This window comes from Caballeronia terrestris (genome assembly GCF_001544515.1).
GTDB lineage: Bacteria > Pseudomonadota > Gammaproteobacteria > Burkholderiales > Burkholderiaceae > Caballeronia > Caballeronia terrestris.
Map to the genome: position 1 here is coordinate 341,464 of NZ_FCOL02000001.1, position 14,716 is coordinate 356,179.

General features: G+C 63.7%; 14 protein-coding genes. 8 read left to right on the forward strand and 6 right to left on the reverse strand.

Going from position 1 to position 14,716, the window contains the following annotated elements; genetic code table 11:
- The first annotated feature begins 18 nt into the window (after positions 1 to 18).
- Genes pqqB through AWB67_RS01640 form a run of 5 tightly spaced genes read left to right on the forward strand, consistent with a single transcriptional unit; the run spans position 19 to position 3,790 of the window.
- Positions 19 to 939 carry a pyrroloquinoline quinone biosynthesis protein PqqB gene (pqqB, locus tag AWB67_RS01620; RefSeq protein WP_087654469.1) on the forward strand — a complete coding sequence of 307 codons (921 nt, stop codon included), beginning with the start codon at positions 19 to 21 and terminating at the stop codon, positions 937 to 939.
- A gap of 20 nt (positions 940 to 959) precedes the next feature.
- Positions 960 to 1,661 carry a pyrroloquinoline-quinone synthase PqqC gene (gene pqqC / locus AWB67_RS01625; protein WP_125477529.1) on the forward strand — a complete coding sequence of 234 codons (702 nt, stop codon included), beginning with the start codon at positions 960 to 962 and terminating at the stop codon, positions 1,659 to 1,661.
- Positions 1,658 to 1,924, forward strand: coding sequence for a pyrroloquinoline quinone biosynthesis peptide chaperone PqqD (pqqD, locus tag AWB67_RS01630; RefSeq protein WP_087654471.1), 267 nt, complete (start codon positions 1,658 to 1,660; stop codon positions 1,922 to 1,924). Before pqqC ends, pqqD begins: the two co-directional genes overlap by 4 nt.
- Before the next feature lie 4 nt (positions 1,925 to 1,928).
- Positions 1,929 to 3,113: a pyrroloquinoline quinone biosynthesis protein PqqE gene (gene pqqE / locus AWB67_RS01635; RefSeq protein ID WP_087654472.1), complete on the forward strand. Its 1,185-nt coding sequence runs from the start codon at positions 1,929 to 1,931 to the stop codon at positions 3,111 to 3,113.
- A complete protein-coding gene (locus AWB67_RS01640; RefSeq protein ID WP_087654473.1) occupies positions 3,110 to 3,790 on the forward strand; it encodes a response regulator in 681 nt (226 codons plus the stop codon). Before pqqE ends, AWB67_RS01640 begins: the two co-directional genes overlap by 4 nt.
- Here the strand turns inward: AWB67_RS01640 and AWB67_RS01645 are convergent.
- On the reverse strand, positions 3,742 to 4,749 hold the full coding sequence (locus AWB67_RS01645; protein ID WP_087654539.1) for a histidine kinase: 1,008 nt from the start codon (positions 4,747 to 4,749) through the stop codon (positions 3,742 to 3,744). The genes AWB67_RS01640 and AWB67_RS01645 overlap by 49 nt on opposite strands.
- 197 nt (positions 4,750 to 4,946) lie before the next feature.
- Here AWB67_RS01645 and AWB67_RS01650 point away from each other — a divergent pair, with 197 nt between their 5' ends.
- Complete coding sequence (locus AWB67_RS01650; RefSeq protein WP_087654474.1) at positions 4,947 to 7,256, forward strand: TonB-dependent receptor; 2,310 nt, start codon at positions 4,947 to 4,949, stop codon at positions 7,254 to 7,256.
- Between the two features lie 49 nt (positions 7,257 to 7,305).
- On the opposite strand, the gene AWB67_RS01655 is transcribed toward AWB67_RS01650, so the two are convergent.
- Together AWB67_RS01655 and AWB67_RS01660 are read right to left on the reverse strand one after the other, a co-directional pair.
- The gene (locus AWB67_RS01655) at positions 7,306 to 8,355 is read right to left on the reverse strand and encodes a beta-propeller fold lactonase family protein (protein WP_087654475.1); all 1,050 of its coding nucleotides are present in this window, start codon (positions 8,353 to 8,355) and stop codon (positions 7,306 to 7,308) included.
- A 145-nt stretch (positions 8,356 to 8,500) separates the two neighbouring features.
- A complete protein-coding gene (locus tag AWB67_RS01660) occupies positions 8,501 to 9,025 on the reverse strand; it encodes a DUF3280 domain-containing protein (RefSeq protein WP_087654476.1) in 525 nt (174 codons plus the stop codon).
- A gap of 251 nt (positions 9,026 to 9,276) precedes the next feature.
- On the opposite strand from AWB67_RS01660, the gene AWB67_RS01665 reads away from it, so the two are divergent.
- Together AWB67_RS01665 and AWB67_RS01670 are read left to right on the forward strand one after the other, a co-directional pair.
- Positions 9,277 to 9,474 carry a hypothetical protein gene (locus AWB67_RS01665; protein ID WP_087654477.1) on the forward strand — a complete coding sequence of 66 codons (198 nt, stop codon included), beginning with the start codon at positions 9,277 to 9,279 and terminating at the stop codon, positions 9,472 to 9,474.
- A gap of 439 nt (positions 9,475 to 9,913) precedes the next feature.
- Entirely contained in the window at positions 9,914 to 11,158 is a 1,245-nt protein-coding gene (locus tag AWB67_RS01670) for an MFS transporter (protein ID WP_235007502.1), read from the forward strand.
- Positions 11,159 to 11,194: 36 nt separating this feature from the next.
- On the opposite strand, the gene AWB67_RS01675 is transcribed toward AWB67_RS01670, so the two are convergent.
- From AWB67_RS01675 to AWB67_RS01685, 3 genes are read right to left on the reverse strand one after another with little or no spacing between them, the layout of a single operon-like run.
- Entirely contained in the window at positions 11,195 to 12,556 is a 1,362-nt protein-coding gene (locus AWB67_RS01675; protein WP_087654479.1) for an MFS transporter, read from the reverse strand.
- A 48-nt stretch (positions 12,557 to 12,604) separates the two neighbouring features.
- Positions 12,605 to 12,943 carry an NIPSNAP family protein gene (locus AWB67_RS01680; RefSeq protein WP_087654480.1) on the reverse strand — a complete coding sequence of 113 codons (339 nt, stop codon included), beginning with the start codon at positions 12,941 to 12,943 and terminating at the stop codon, positions 12,605 to 12,607.
- On the reverse strand, positions 12,940 to 14,682 hold the full coding sequence (locus tag AWB67_RS01685; RefSeq protein WP_087654481.1) for an FAD-dependent oxidoreductase: 1,743 nt from the start codon (positions 14,680 to 14,682) through the stop codon (positions 12,940 to 12,942). Before AWB67_RS01685 ends, AWB67_RS01680 begins: the two co-directional genes overlap by 4 nt.
- Positions 14,683 to 14,716: the final 34 nt, after the last annotated feature.

The following is a 14,716-nucleotide window of genomic DNA, read 5'->3' on the forward strand; positions in this document are numbered from 1 at the left end:
CCGGGACACATCCAACACATGAAAATCAAAGTCCTGGGATCTTCAGCCGGCGGCGGTTTCCCGCAGTGGAACTGCAACTGCCGCAATTGCGACGGCGTGCGCAAAGGCACGCTGAAGGCGACGCCGCGCACGCAATCGTCGATTGCTGTCAGCGATAACGGCACGGATTGGCTTTTGGTGAACGCCTCCCCCGATATCCTCACGCAGATCGCCGCGAACCGCGAACTCCAGCCCGCTCGCCGCCCGCGCGATTCAGGCATCGCCGCCGTGCTCACGATCGACGCGCAGATCGACCACGTCACCGGTCTCCTGATGCTGCGCGAGCGCGACACGCCCTTGCCGCTCTACGTCACCGATCCGGTTTGGCAGGACCTCTCGACAGGTTTTCCCATCACGTCGATCCTCGCGCACTATTGCAAAGTAGAGCGCCACCGCATCGCACTGGACGACGGACCGCTCGCGATCCCCGCGTTGCAAAAGACGCGCATCGAAGCGCTGCCGCTCACGAGCAAGGCGCCACCGTATTCACCGCATCGCGAGGCCCCAGAGCGCGGCGACAACATCGGCCTCGTCTTCACCGATACGGCGACGAACAAGCGCGTCTTCTACGCGCCTGGTTTAGGCGCAATGGAACCGCACGTGTACGAAGCGATGGCAAACGCCGACCTGATCCTCGTCGACGGCACCCTCTGGACCGACGATGAAATGATCCGCCTCGGCCTCTCGAAGAAGACTGGCGCCGACATGGGACACCTCGCGCAATCGGGCGCGGGCGGCATGATCGAAGTGCTCGATTCGATCGACCGGCCCGGCGCTCGCAAGGTCTTGATCCACATCAACAACACGAACCCGATCCTCGTCGAGGATGGCCCCGAGCGGCGCTTGCTGGCCGGGCACGGCATCGAGGTCGCCAGCGACGGCATGGCGTTCGAACTATGAGCATGCACGGAGATTCATCGATGAAGGAAGATGCGAAACCCGCCTGGACCCGCGAAGAATTCGAGGCGCAACTGCGCGCGAAGGGCACCGCGTACCACATTCATCATCCGTTCAACGTGAAGATGAATAGCGGCGGTTGCTCGCGCGAACAGATCCGCGGCTGGGTCGCGAACCGCTTCTACTATCAGATCAACATTCCGCTAAAGGACGGCGCGGTCATCTCGAACTGTCCCGATCGCGAGACACGCCGCCGCTGGGTGCTGCGCATCCTCGATCACGACGGCTACGGCGACCAGGAGGGCGGCATCGAAGCATGGGCGAGACTCGGCGATGCAGTCGGTCTCACGCGCGATGAACTGTGGTCCTTGAAGCACGTCGCGCCGGGCGTGCGCTTCGCCGTCGATGCGTACGTGAACTTCGCGCGCCGCGCGCCGTGGCAGGAAGCGGTGTGCTCGTCGCTGACCGAAATGTTCGCGCCGCAAATCCACAAGGACCGGCTATCGACGTGGCCCGAGCACTATCCGTGGATCGAACCGGTCGGTCTCGCGTATTTCCGCTCGCGCATCACGCTTGCGCAACGCGACGTCGAACACGGCCTCGAAGTGACGCTCGATCATTTCAAGCGACGCGAGCAGCAGGAGCGCGCGCTGGAAATCCTGCAATTCAAGCTCGATATCCTCTGGACCATGCTCGACTCCATCGAAAAGGCGTTCCCGGAATGACCGACGACAACGCGCTTCGCCCGAAGTTAAAAAGCCTTTTCCGCTTGCAGTGGGAACCGGTGCAGGACGCGCACGTCCTGCTGTATCCCGAAGGCATGGTGAAGCTGAACCAGAGCGCCGCGCAGATTCTCCTGCGCTGCGACGGCACGCGTGACGTGCCCGCGCTCGTCGCCGATCTCGAACAGGCGTTCAACACGAGCGGCCTCGATGCCGACGTGCGCGCGTTCATCGCCGGCGCGCAATCGCGCGGCTGGCTGGAGTGAGAGCATGACCGACTTATCGCAACCGCTGGCCCAAGCGAAGCCTGCTGCCATCGCGCCGCCGTTGTGGCTGCTCGCGGAACTGACGTACCGCTGTCCGCTGCACTGCGTGTTCTGCTACAACCCGGTGAACTACACGGATCACAAGAGCGAGCTCAGCACCGCGCAATGGGTGGATGTGTTGCGGCAAGCGCGCGCGCTCGGCGCCGCGCAACTCGGCTTCTCGGGCGGCGAACCGCTGTTGCGCGACGATCTGGAAGAACTCGTCGGTGAGGCGCGCAAGCTCGGGTTCTATACGAACCTCATCACGTCGGGCGTCGGACTGACCGACAAGCGGCTCGATGCGCTGAAGGATGCCGGCCTCGATCACATCCAGCTATCGTTTCAGGACTCGACGCAGGAGCTCAACGATTTTCTGAGCAGCACGCGCACGTTCGAACTGAAGAACCGCGTCGCACAGGCGATCAAGGCGCACGGCTTTCCGATGGTGCTCAACTGCGTGCTGCATCGCTATAACCTGCCACATGTGGACCGGATCATCGACATGGCGCTCGCGATGGGCGCCGAATATCTCGAGCTTGCGAACACGCAGTACTACGGCTGGGCGCATACGAATCGCGCGCAGTTGATGCCGACCGCCGAGCAGCTGCAGGAAGCGGAAGCGGTGGTCGAGCGCTATCGGCGCGAAATCGGCGACAAGTGCAAGATCTTCTTCGTCGTGCCCGATTATTTCGAGCGGCGTCCGAAGCGCTGCATGAACGGCTGGGGTTCGGTGTTCCTCGGCATCGCGCCCGATGGCGCCGCATTGCCGTGCCACACGGCGCGCTCGCTGCCGGGCCTCACGTTCCCGAACGTCACCGATACGCCGCTCAAGGACATCTGGTACGAGAGCGATGCGTTCAACCGCTTTCGCGGCTTCGACTGGATGAAGGAGCCGTGCCGCAGTTGCGACGAGAAGACGATCGACCTCGGCGGCTGCCGCTGCCAGGCGTATCTGCTCACGCAAGACCCCGCGAACGCCGATCCGGTTTGCGACAAGTCACCGCATCACGAGAGCGTCATCAAGGTCGTGCGCGCAGCGGCCGCGCGCGCGCCCGACGAGCACCCCGTCCTCTTTCGCAACGATGCCAATTCGCGGCGCCTCGCGGCATCGGGCGACGATGATCCTCCCACGCAAGGAGCCCCGACATGACGACCGCCGATATCTCCGTCCTGCTGGTCGACGATCACGCCGTCGTGCGCGAGGGCTATCGGCGGCTGCTCGAATTGAGCCCCGATGTGCGCGTCGCGGGCGAAGCCGCGAACGCCGGCGAGGCGTATCAGCGCTTCTGCGCGCTGCAGCCAGACGTCGTCGTGATGGATCTCGCGTTGCCGGGCGCGAGCGGCATCGAAGCGATGCGGCGCATGCTCGCGCGCGAATCCGATGCGCACGTGCTGATCTTCAGCGTTCACGAGGAAGCGATCTTCGTGCGCCGCGCACTCGATGCCGGCGCGCGCGGCTATGTGACGAAGGCGAGCGCGCCCGACGTGCTCGTCGAAGCGGTGCGCTCAGTCGCGCGGCGCGTGTGCTATCTCAGCGCCGACATCTCGCAGGCGCTCGCATTGCGCGCGACGTTCCAGGAAGGCCCGCCCGGACGACAACTTTCCGCGCGTGAGTTCGAAGTGCTGCGTCTGCTCGTGCAGGGCTACACGCTCCCGAGCATCGCGGAGAGGCTGGGCTTGAGCCAGAAGACGGTGGCGAACCACCAGTCAGTGATCCGGCAGAAATTCGGCGCCGATAACGGCGTTCAGCTCGCTCAGATGGCAACCCGCCTCGGCCTTCAGTTCTCCGACTTCGCCGGCTCGCTCGGTTCGGGATCGCCGGCCTGAGCGGGCACGCGCGCGCAGAAGAGAAAGCCATTGCCCGGCGTGCTCGCGATGTGAAACTCACCGCCGAGCGCCTCGACGCGTTCGCGCATGCCGATCAATCCCAGGCCTCGACGCGGTTTCGCGAGGTCCATGCCGGGACCATCGTCGGCCATCGTCACGACAATCTCGCCCGCGCGATTCCCTTCTTCCGGCGCGCGCACCAGATAAATCTCCACGCGTGAAGCGCGCGCGAACTTCGATACGTTGGTCAAGCCCTCCTGCACCAGCCGATAGAGCGTGATGTTCAGCGCATCGGTCAGTTCGGAGAAATCGCCGTCGACGGTCAGCGTGAAGCTCGCCTGAGGCAAGCGCTCGCGCCAGCTTTCGACGCAATGTTCGAGCGCGGTCGGCAAGCCAAACTCATCGAGCCCGATCGGCCGGAGGCGCCGAATCATCCCGCCGATCTCGCGATACACGTGATTCGCGCTTTGCATCAGCGCGAGCGCGAGCCGATGCACCTCGGGTTCGCGTTGCGCGGACAGATCGCGAATACGCCCCGCATCGAGCGAGATCGCGTTCAGGTACTGGCCAAGTTCATCGTGCAACTCGCGCGCAAGGTGGCGACGCTCTGCCTCCTGTGCGTCGAGAGCCTGCATCGCGAGACGCCGGTTGTCGGCGAGCAGCCGCTCGGCTTCCTCTTCCAGCGTGCGCCGCCGCGCGAGTTCCTGCTGCGACTCGCGATAGCGCCGCCACGCGAACCACGCGAAACCGGTCGCGAGCACGAAGAGCGTGCCGGGCAATTCGTCGAGCTGGAAGCGCTCGGCGCTGCGCGTCCAGTGATACGCGAACTCGCTGAAGTCGAAGCGCGCGAATAGCACGCCCGCAAGCGCGGTGATCGCGAGCACGCACAGCAGATCGCGCCGCACGGTGGCGTGCCGCGTTGGGTGCTTCGCGCGCAATGGGAGGGAGTCGGGTGGCATCACGGAATGCATTTTACGCAGGTGCCTCGTGTGCGTAGGGCTCATCGAACCGCATTTGGGAAGGCTTCCCCGCGCGATCGGGAGAACTTCCCGGGGCGCGGGGCGTTTGCTTGTGCGACGCTTACAGCAAAGGCCCAAGGCCATAAAAGAACGAGAGTAAGCGCTAAAGCGCTAACTCTCATCGACAGGAGACGACGATGAAGAGCATGACGCGCAAAACGCGGTCCGCGCATCCGTTCAAACCCCGATCGGCGTTGCGGCTTTGCTTCGGCAGCGCCCTCGCGGGCCTGACGGCGAGCGCGTGGGCGCAGGCGGAGCCCGCATCCGAAGCGGTGGTCACGAAGGAACTGCCATCGATCATCGTCGTCGGTACGACGCCGCTGCTGGGCGTCGGCACGCCGCTCGAAAAAGTGCCCGCGAACGTGCAGACGATCCGCGGACGCGACATCGAGCAACAGCATTCCCCCACGATCAGCGACTTCCTGTCGAACAACACGGTCAGCGTCACGACCAACGACGCGCAGGGCAATTCCTCGCAGACCGACATCAACTATCGCGGCTTCACAGCGTCGCCGTTGCTCGGCACCCCGCAGGGGCTGTCGGTGTTTCTCGACGGCGTGCGCGTCAACGAGCCGTTCGGCGACGTCGTGAACTGGGACCTGATCCCGCAGGCCGCGATCAATACGATCCAGCTAATCCCCGGCTCGAATCCGACGTTCGGCCTGAATACGCTAGGCGGCGCGGTTGTCGTATCGACGAAGAACGGCCGCAGCAATCCGGGCGGCAATGCCGAAGTGAGCTTCGGCTCGTTCGGGCGCAAGACGGCGCAGATCGAACAGGGCGGCGTGATCGGTAGCAACCTCGACTACTACTTCACTGCCAACGTCTCGAACGACAACGGCTGGGCCGACCACAACGCGAGCAAGTTGCGCCAGGCGTTCGGCAAGCTGCGCTACACCGACGCCGACACCACGATTTCCCTGTCGATGGGCGCCGCCGACAACACGCTCGACGGCTCGCAGACGATCCCGCGATCGTTCCTCGACAACCGCCATCAGGCGTACACGTTCCCCGATACGAACGAGAACCAGGTCGGCTACCTGACGCTTTCCGGCGACCACTACTTCTCGCCGAACGTGCAACTGAGCGGCAACCTGTACTACCGTCACTATCGCAACAAGAACACGAGCAGCAACGTCAACGACGACTTCGGCGAAGTCGGGGACGATGGCGTCATTGACGACATCCAGGCGTTCAACGATCAGTCGGTGATCGTGACCGACAGCTACGGCGGCAGCCTGCAACTCACGCTGCTCAACAAGCTCCTCGGGCACGACAACCAGCTTGTGATCGGCGCGGCCGGCGACTTCGCGAACTCGCACTACACGCAGGCCGCGCAGGAAGCGGCCTTTACCGATACGCGCGCGACGGTCGGCATCGGCGGCTTCGAGCCGCAGACCGATGCGAAGACGCGCAACGAGAACTGGGGCATCTACTTCGAGAACACGTTCTCGTTCAACGAACAATGGTCGATGACGCTCGCGGGGCGCTACAACTGGTCGAAGGCCGCGATCGGCGACGAGAGCGGCGTGCAACCGCTGCTCGACGGCAACCATACGTTCTCGCGTTTCAATCCGGCGATCGGCTTCAACTGGAATCCGACGCCCGCCTTCACCGCCTACGCAACTTATAACGAAGGCATGCGCTCGCCGACGGCGATCGAACTCGCGTGCGCCGATCCGGCCGCGCCGTGTTCGCTGCCGAACGACTTTATCGCGGACCCGGATCTCCAGCCCGTGATCTCGAAGACGTTCGAAGTGGGCGCGCGCGGACGTATCGGCAACGCGACGACGTGGAGCGCGGCGGTCTACAGCACGAATCTGAGTAACGACATTCAGTTCGTCAGCAGCCAGGGCGCGGCCAGCACGCTGGGGTATTTTCAGAACGTCGGGAAGACGCGGCGGCAAGGGCTCGAACTCGCAGGGCGCACGCAGTATGGGCCGCTGGGGATCGCGGCGAGCTATAGCTACGTGAACGCGACGTATCGATCGACGTGGACGGAAAGCAGCGCAAGCAATTCGAGCGCCGATGCGGACGGCAATATCACCGTGCACTCGGGCGATCGAATTCCTGGCATTCCGTCGAACACGATCAAATTGCGGCTGGATTATGCTGCTACGCCCAAGTGGAATGTCGGTACGAATCTGACCTATCGGAACAGTATCTTCGCTCGCGGTGATGAGGACAATCAGGATTCGAACGGCAAGATCGCGGGGTATTTCCTGATCGATCTCGATACGACTTATAACGTGACCAAGCAGTTGCAGGTGTTCGGGACTGTGAAGAATCTGCTCAACAAGAAGTATTCGACTTTCGGCATTCTTGGGGAGAATTTCTTCAACGGGCCGAATCACACGTTCGATAGCGGGGCTACTACGAATGAGCAGTTTTTGGGCTTGGGCGCGCCCAGAGGGGTTTGGGTGGGGATGAGGTATTCATGGCTGTGAGTTTGATGCGCCAAGGCTTCAGGTTTCAGCGAAGCCCTGGCGCCACCGATCACTTACTCCCAATCGACCCCGCACTAGCCGGATAAGTCACGATCCCCCATGCCAGCGGCAAATCCCCGATCTGCTTGATCGTTTGATAATTCGCGGCATCGAGCACATAGACCGCATTCGACCGCCCGCAGGCGAGCAGCAACTTCGCCCCATCGGGCGTGAAGCTGAAATGCCAGCACCGCTGCCCAACGGGCACGTCGCTCACATGCTCGTAAGTCTTGGCATCGAACACCTGCAGCGTCTTGTCTCGCGACGCCGCAACGAAGAGCCGCTTGCCCTGCGGATCGAACGCGACGCCATACGGCCCCGTCTTCGTATCCACTGTCTTGACGGTCTTCAAATCGCGCCCGTTCAACACGACGAACTTGTTCGCGTTCTCGAGCGTCACCACATACTGCTTGCCATCGGGCGATGCCTTAATCCCGCGCGGCCGCGAACCCTTCGCGAGCTTCACCGTGCGCAACGGCTTGCCGGTCCCCACGCGATACACCGACACCGTGTCGTCGCCTTCATTGGTCACGAGCAGTTCCTTGCCATCCGGAGAAAACTCGACGCCCTCGGTTTCATGCCCGCTCTTCACCGAATGCACGACCTTCAGGCTCTTCAAATCGACGATAGCGATTTCCGCCGGCGGCGAATTCTCGTCCTCGTGCTCCTCCTTCGGCGGCTCGCCCGGCGCGCCCGGAGGCCCGCCGCTTTCACCCGGTTCGTACGTCACGTACGCGTAGCCCTTGAACACGCGGACGAACTCGGGGTTCTGCCCGATCTTCGCGCGGCGCACGATCTTCCCCGTCGATGTATCGATCTCCGAGAGGTCGCCCGTCGCCTTGTTCGCCACATAGAGCTTCGTGCCGTCGGCGTTCAGGCTCAGCCCGCGCGGGCCGTCCTTGCCGAGCGAAATGGTCTGCTTGAGCGTCATCTGGTCGAGGTCGATCACGCCGACACCCGCCGTTTCGCTCGTCACGTAAGCCGTCGGCGTCGCCGCCTGCGTGAGGCTTGCAATGACCGTCATCGAAGCGACGCAGGCCGCCTTGTATCTGAAACGCATGTTCGTCTCCCGCGTATTGTTTTTACCGTTTTTCTGGCGACGCACGCGCCGTGTCCCGCGATGCGCGCCCCGACAGCCAAGTTAGCCCATCGGGCGTTCGCTTGACAATGGCGCACGGCGGGAGATTCTCCCGAATTCGGTCTGATCAGCGCGTGGCGTCGGCATCGGCGGCGAGCAGATCGACGAGCGATTTCACGCCGCGCTGCCACGAGAGATCCGTGTTGCCGCGAATATCGACGGAGCGCTGAAACACTGGCTTGCCGGTCGCGACATCCTCGACGCGCAGGTTGATGTTGAGAATCAGGTTGCTGATCTTCTGCACCCAGCACACCGCGACGCGCTCGACGCCGAGCTTGCGTCCCACCTGAAGCTCGCAGCCGTTGCACGCGTTCATGTCCTGCGACGCCTGCAGCCCCGCGATCAGGTCGCCCGCGGGCGCATTGTCGGCGACGCGAAAGAGGTCGCGCGCACTCAACTGATCGCGCAATTCGTCGCTGATCATGCCGAGACGCGCGTTCTGGATGCGCGTGACATCGGCGTCGTTGTAGGCGGCGTTATCGTCGATCAGCGCGCAGTTCACGACCGCAATCGACTTCTCCGCCGCCTGTACGTGCGATGCGACCAGGCACGCACAAACCGCTATCGCACCAACGACGTTCTGCCGGTTCATGAATCGCTCCTCGTAGAGAGATCGACGTTAGACCAACGCCGCGCGGAGCACAACGCTATTGCGTCGTCTCGGGGCCAACTCAATCGCGCGGCCTGTTCGATCGAATCCAACACCGGAGCGAAACCGCGCACGCGCGCGTGGCGCCGAGCCTTGTCGCACGGACCTCTGGTCAAATCACACGATTGGCACAAGGCTTGCAGAAACCTCGGTGAGCACACGTGGTGCTCGCAACCGATCTCAGGAGAATCGTCATGGAACGCGCCCTCATCATCAAGGACCTCCCCGTCACCGCCGAAGAAGCCACGCTCGCACCCGAGAAGATGAAACTGCTGCGAGGCGGCCGCGCCGTGCAAGTGACGGTCGATGGGCAGCGCCCCGGCACCGTCGACGACTGGCAGATGAACATCGCCATTTTCGAAGGCCGGATCAACGGGCCGTATATCGTTTGACGCTTCACGCATCATTTCGAGCCCTTCGGCCGAGCAGGCGAAGGGCCACAACATCGCCCCGCAGCAAATCCCCGTGGTAAACCCTCCGCGACGAATTCATTAAGCCGCACGTCGAATCCGGAAATTTTCCGATCCTGCGAGCTTCTACCATTTGCTCCATCGAATCCGCCAATCGACCAGGAGCCAGATGAAATGAGCCGTAACGACGCACCCTAGACCCCGAACGACCCGCAAGTCACCCAGCCAGGCCGACGAAGTGGCCCGAGAGCCGCCGCGCACCTACAGCAATCGCACGATTCATGTTTGGAGAGCACGAATGAGTTCAACGAAAGCGGTTTCCGGCCACGCCTCGGGCGCTGGCATTCAGGCGGGCGGCATCGCGCCGCCGCATCATGCAGCCCAGTCCGCCACCGACCCGCGCATCTTGAAGCGCGCCGCGATGGCGAGTTTCATCGGCAACTTCGTCGAGTGGTTCGACTACGCGTCGTACGGCTATCTCGCGACGATCATCGCCGTCGTCTTCTTTCCCCAGTCCGATGCCGCCACCGGCCTCCTCGCCGCTTACGCCGTGTTCGCGATCTCGTTCATCGTGCGGCCCCTCGGCGGCATTGTCTGGGGACATTTCGGCGACAAGATCGGACGGCGCACCGCGCTCTCGCTGTCGATTTTGATCATGTCGTGCTCGACGTTCCTCATCGCGTTCCTGCCGACCTACGCGCAAGTCGGCATCGTCGCGCCGATCCTGCTGCTCGTCGTGCGGCTCGTGCAGGGCTTCTCGGCCTCGGGCGAATATGCGGGCGCCTCGGCCTTCCTCGCGGAGTACGCGCCGGAGGGCAAGCGCGGCATCTATACGAGCATCGTGCCGGCGAGCACGGCAGCGGGCCTGCTGTTCGGCTCGATCTTCGTCGCCGTGATGCACGCGGTGCTCACGTCCGACCAGTTGCACTCGTTCGGCTGGCGTCTGCCCTTTTTGCTCGCCGCGCCGTTCGGTTTGATCGGCCGCTATATCCGCGTGCGTCTCGAAGAGTCGCCGACCTTCAAGGCGCTCGAATCGTCGCATCAGGTGGCACGCGCGCCGGTCCGTGAACTGCTCTCGATGCATCGCGGCAAGATGCTGATCGCGTTCGGCGTGACGTGTCTCAACGCCGTCGCGTTCTATCTCGTCCTGAGCTACATGCCGACGTATCTGTCGACCGAAATGGGCGTGAGCGAAACGATGTCGTTCATTGCGGCGACTATCTCGCTCACCGCGTACATCGGCTTCGTGTTCATCATGGGCGCGCTGTCGGACCGCGTCGGGCGCAAGACGATGCTGATCGGCGCCTCGATCCTCTTCGCCGCGCTGACGGTGCCGCTCTTCAAGGGGCTGGTGGGCGCGAGCTTCATGACGATCGTGCTGATCCAGATCGCGTTCGGCGCGCTTCTCACGATGAACGACGGCACGCTGCCGTGCTTTCTCTCGGAGATCTTTCCGACGCGCGTTCGCTACAGCGGCTTCGCGTTCTGCTTCAACGCGGCGAACGCGATCTTCGGCGGCACGGCGCCGTTCATCGCGACGTGGCTGATCGGGGCGACCGGCAACAAGCTGGCGCCGGCATGGTATCTCGTCGGGGCATCGGCGGTTGCGCTGGTGGCGATGCTCGCTAGCCGGGAGACGGCGCGCAAGCCGCTCGACAATAGCTAAACCTGACGAAGCCGGTCTCGCGACCGGCTTCTTCTTTTACTCAGCAGCGGTCACAGTCGTCGCAGACTGCGCGAGCGCGCCATGCCGGCTCAAAGCTCCTAAAGCGAATGCAGCAACCAACGCGGGCACCGCAAGAAACGTGAACACCGCGCTGAACTGCAAGCCCATGCTCATCATCAAACCGCCCGTCATCGCACCGGCCACCGCGCCCATCCGTCCGATGCCGAGCATCCACGCGACGCCGGTCGCACGGCTGCGCGTCGGATAGAACGCTGCGGCGAGCGCGGACATCGACGTCACCGCGCTCGTGACCGCCGTCCCCGTGAGGAAGATCAGGACGCTGAGCCACACCTGATCGCCGATGCCGCGTCCGATCGTCAGCACGAGTGCCGCTGCGAGCACGAAAGCGCACGCATTGACGCGCCGCGCGTTGAATCGGTCCATGATCCAGCCCAGACACAGGTTGCCGAGAATGCCGCCGAGCGGAAAGAGCGACGTCGTGAGCGCCGCGCGTTCGGCGCTGAAGCCGGCGTCCTTGAAGAGCGTCGGCAGCCAGTTCGTCAGCAGGTAGAAGATCATCAGGCCCATGAAATACGCGAGCCACAGCATCGCCGTGCCGAACCGGTAAGGCCGCGACACAACGAGCGACAGCGCGGATTTATCGGCGACGCTGTCGCGCGGATCGGCTGCGGTGAATGCGCAGTTCGCAAGACGCGGATCGGCGGCGATGCGGCGCAGAACCCGCGCGATGCGATCCCCGGCGCGCTTTCGCACCACCATGAATTGCGCCGATTCCGGCAGCAGCAAGACGAGCAGCACGCTCAAGACGAGCGGCCCGACGCCGCCCGCGACCAGCACGCTCGGCCAGCCGAAGTGCGGGATCATCCACGCCGCGCACAATCCGCCGATCGAGAGGCCGACGGAGAACCCGCAAAACATCGTGTTCACCACGACCGAGCGGATGCGCGACGGCGCATATTCCGACATCAGCGTGACGGCGTTGGGCATCGCGGCGCCGAGACCGAGTCCGGTGAGAAAGCGCAGCGCGGTCAGCGATTCGATCGATCCCGCATACGCCGACGCGAGGCTCCACGCGCCGAAGAAAAACACTGAAAGCACGAGCACCGTCTTGCGCCCGAGCCGGTCCGCGACAGGACCCGCCGCAAGCGCGCCGATGCCGAGCCCGACGAGCGCGGCGCTCATCACCGGCCCGAGCGCCGCGCGGCTCACGCCCCAGTCGCCGATCAGCGACGGCGCGATGAAACCGACGGCGGCGGTATCGAAGCCATCGGCCGCGACGACCAGAAAGCACAGCACCAAAATCGTCCATTGATACGGCGAGAAACGCTGTTCGTCGATGAAAGTCTGCACGTCGAGCGTGGGGGCAAGCGGGTTCATGTCGGTTGTCTCCGTGTGTTTGATGTATGCGTGCGATAGCTTCTGCGTCTATCGCACGGCAGCCGAAAGGCTCTTGAACGTCACGCGCCGGATGATCCGGCTCTCCTGCGCGGTAATCAGATGCGCCGATGCCTGCAAATAAGCGGGCCATTCGGGATCGGCATCGCGGGCGGTGCGGCGCTCGTCGTAATCGGCGATGCTCTCGTAGCCCCACAGATGCACCACCTGATTGAGCGCGCCGATATCGCTCATGTAGAAGCCGACCGGCGCACCGAGATACTTCAACTGAATCGGCATCGCGAGGCGATCGAACACGTCGATGAACTCGGCCATGCCGCGCGGACGGATCGTGTAGATGCGGTGATCGACGAAGGGTTTCGTGCTCATGCTGCGCTCCTCAATTCGTCTTGCTGCTGCGTTTGCGCTTTCCCGGCGATATGCAGCGCGGTGAGATAACCGAAGGTCATGATCGGCCCGAGCGTGATGCCCGCGCCCGGATAGTTGCCGCCCATGATGCTGGCGCGGTCGTTGCCGACGGCGTAGAGGCCGGGCACCGGATCGTCGCCCTTGAGCACTTGACCGGCGGTGTTGGTCGCGATGCCGTCGAAAGTGCCGAGATCGCCCATCACCACTTTCAGCGCGTAGTACGGGCCATTGCCGATCGGCGCGACGCACGGATTGGGTGTGTGCGACGCATCGCCGAGATAGCGGTTGAACGATGTCGTGCCGCGTCCGAACTGCGCGTCCTCGTTGCGTTGCGCTCCGGCGTTGTACTCGCGCACGGTGGCTTCGAGCGCGGCGTCATCGATACCTGCGTGGCGCGCGAGTTCCGCGAGCGTGCGGCCCTTCACGAGATACCCGCTGCGCAGATGTGCGCCAAGCGGCAACGGAGCGGGCTTCGCGAAGCCGAGGCCGTACTTGCGGATCGTCGCGTGATCGCAGACTAGCCACATCGCCGTCTCGCGTTCGTTCTTGCACGCGTCGATCATCGCGGCGCCCACGTCGTGATACGAGTTCGCTTCGTTGGTGAAGCGGCGGCCGTTGCGCGTTACGCCGATGATGCCCGGCTTGTAGCGGTCGAGCAGATGCGGGAACACGCCGAACCTGCCGTCCTTGAGTGGCACGCGCGATACCGGCATCCACGCGGCAGGCTGCGGATAGCGGATCGGCACGCGGCCGCCGACGCCCTCGGCCATCTTCGCGCCGTCGCCGGTGTTGCCGGGCGGCACGGGCGAAACGTGCTCGCCGCCCCGTTGCAGATGCGGATACGCCGCCGCAATGCGCGCAATATCGTGCGAGAAGCCACCGCATGCGAGCACCACCGCACGGCGCGCCGTAATGCGCATCTCGCCTTGCGCGCCGCTTACGATTGCACCGCATACGCGCCCTTTCTCGACGATCAGTTCCTTCGCGCCCGTGTTCGTGTGGATCGGGATGCCGAGATCGAGCGCCGATTTCGCGAGGCGCGCGGCGAGTGCGTTTCCGCTCGTCACCTGCACGCCGCGACGATAAAGCGCGAGTTCCTTGAGATGGCTCGCGAGGCGCTTGGCGACGTACCACGCGGAAGCGACCGACTTCGTCGCGTTGAAGAAGTGCTTGAGATCCGCGCTCGACGAGTTGAACATCATGCCGATGAACGTGATCGTCTTGAGCGGCGGACGCAATCGCGCGAGATCGGCGCCGAGCGCGGTCGCATCGAACGGCGCCGCGACGATCGAGCGGCCCACATCGACGCCGCCCGGCGCATCCGGGTGATAGTCGGGATAGAGCGTAGGCAGGAATTTGACGTCGGTCTCGCGCTCGAAGAAATCGACCATGCGCGGGCCCGCATCGAGGAACGCTTCGACCGCGTTCGCGTCGTATTGCGCGCCGGTCTCGTGGCGCATGTAGGTGCGCGCGGCTTCGAGGTCGTCGGCGATGCCCGCGTCCTTCGCATGCCGGTTGCCCGGAATCCACAGCACGCCGCCCGAAAACGCGGTCGTGCCGCCAAAAAACGCTTCCTTCTCGACGACGATCACGTCGAGCCCCTGTGTCTTCGCTGTGATGGCAGTCGATAAACCGCCTGCCCCCGAGCCGATCACGAGCAGATCGCAAGCGACATCGGACGACCGCGTTACGCTAGTCATGGTGAAACTCCTTTGAGCTTTGAAAGGGCCGAAA